The sequence below is a fragment of the Priestia sp. P5_B4 genome, from assembly GCF_056400385.1.
Window position 1 is genome coordinate 1 of sequence record NZ_JBFULJ010000854.1, and the last position, 1,637, is coordinate 1,637.

Consider the following 1,637-nt stretch of genomic DNA (forward strand, 5'->3'; position numbering starts at 1 on the left):
ATGGAGAAATGATTCTTAAGAAACATCATATATTYGAAGAAATTGAAAGTTTAGGCCTCCTTCGAATGTCTAGGGTCGAATACTGGAAGGATGGACATATATTCAAAACGATAGAATCTGAACTTGGACATGCAGGAATTCATGTGCCACAGCAGCATCTCCTTCAGTCTATAAATAACCAAGCAAGCATCCATCCCTCCTACAAACTTATGCTGGGCACAAAAGTAACGGAGCTAACGCAGAATGAAAAAGGACAATATACTGGAATAAAAGCTCAGCAAAAAGGCCTGGGTGAAATAATAGTTGAAAGTAAAATCATTATTGGAGCAGATGGCCGATATTCAACTGTTCGCAAACTTGCGCACATAAAAACCAATATTCATAATCATGGATACGATTTGCTTTGGGCGAAAATTCCTGCACCAGCCAATTGGGAGCCTTCTATTAAATTTGCACTTGTGAAGCAGCAGCAGGTGGCGCTTTTTTCTCAAGCAAAAGGCTTTGTTCAAATCGGATGGAATATTGAAAAAGGCAGCTATCCTGCTCTTCGGAAACAATCATTTAGACCGTTTATTCAGCGTTTAATAGACGCTTTCCCTAGCTTAAACCTTTCAATAGAAAGGTTTATTACGTCGTGGTCAGACTTTACGCTTCTTTCTGTGCAAAGCAGCATAAGCGAAGTGTGGTCAAAGCATCACCTGTTATTATTAGGGGATGCTGCTCATACGATGACTCCCACTGGAGCTTTTGGATTAAACGAGTCATTAAAAGATGCTGACTTACTGTCTGACTTACTGCATCAAGTTTTTTATCAAAACAAAGGGATTTCAGAAACATTGAGACAGTTTGAACAGAAAAGAAAGCCTAAATTAATAACTCTTGAACGTATTCAGTTTCAGCGAGAAAAAGAATTCTCGTCCCATTTTATTTCTTCTTAAGCCTAAAAAAGAGATTCCATAGATAAATGGAATCTCTTTTTTGTAATCATGATTTTTTAGCAGTTATTCTGTGTAAGTTCTCTTTTATGTATATTCCGCGAAGTTAATCTTGCTTTGCCCGCTGCCATTTTTGAAATTCAAGAAATTGTTTAAACTGCTCTTTGCTTATTCCTGACTCCGCTGCTTCTTTTGCTAACTCAAGCCACTCATCATCAATATCCAACGATTCAGATTTATCCATAGGCTCATGAATTAATCTATCAATACTCACGTTCAATGAGGTAGAAATTTTGTTTAGAAATTGAATAGATGGGTTGAGCTGAATTCCTCTTTCTACTGAAGATATGTACGATTTAGCAACACCCGCTCGGTTTGCAAGTTCTGTTAGCGATATTCCTTGTTTCGTTCTGAGATCTCGAATACGTTGGCCAATTGTCATTTTAATCACCCTTACTAATGCTTACTTATCGATAATAATACCATAATTTCACTTTACCGTGCATTATAAATAAACGTTCTTACCATAAAGGGGTGATTATACATCTAAAAAAGGGTGATTATGCATCTAGTGAAGATAGCTTGAGACTGGTTATAAAGGTTATCTATACTTGGGAACGATTTATTCCCTTATCATTGTATCGGCTAAGCATTTGAACTAATGCTTTGTAAAAATTGTCTAACTTCCTCGATGCTTATACC

The 1,637-nt window shown here is 36.9% G+C and carries 2 protein-coding genes; one reads left to right on the forward strand and one right to left on the reverse strand.

The window, feature by feature from the left end:
* Positions 1–938, forward strand: a 938-nt coding sequence (locus AC1DRF_RS26705; RefSeq protein ID WP_477742155.1) for an FAD-dependent monooxygenase, incomplete at its 5' end; no start/stop codon positions are given.
* A gap of 103 nt (positions 939–1,041) precedes the next feature.
* Here AC1DRF_RS26705 and AC1DRF_RS26710 read toward each other — a convergent pair.
* A complete protein-coding gene (locus AC1DRF_RS26710; RefSeq protein WP_013056901.1) occupies positions 1,042–1,377 on the reverse strand; it encodes a helix-turn-helix domain-containing protein in 336 nt (111 codons plus the stop codon).
* Positions 1,378–1,637: the final 260 nt, after the last annotated feature.

Coding starts and splice junctions, on each gene's coding strand:
- AC1DRF_RS26710 (WP_013056901.1), bottom strand. CDS start 1,377: ATGACAATTGGCCAACGTATTCGAGATCTCAGAACGAAACAAGGAATA.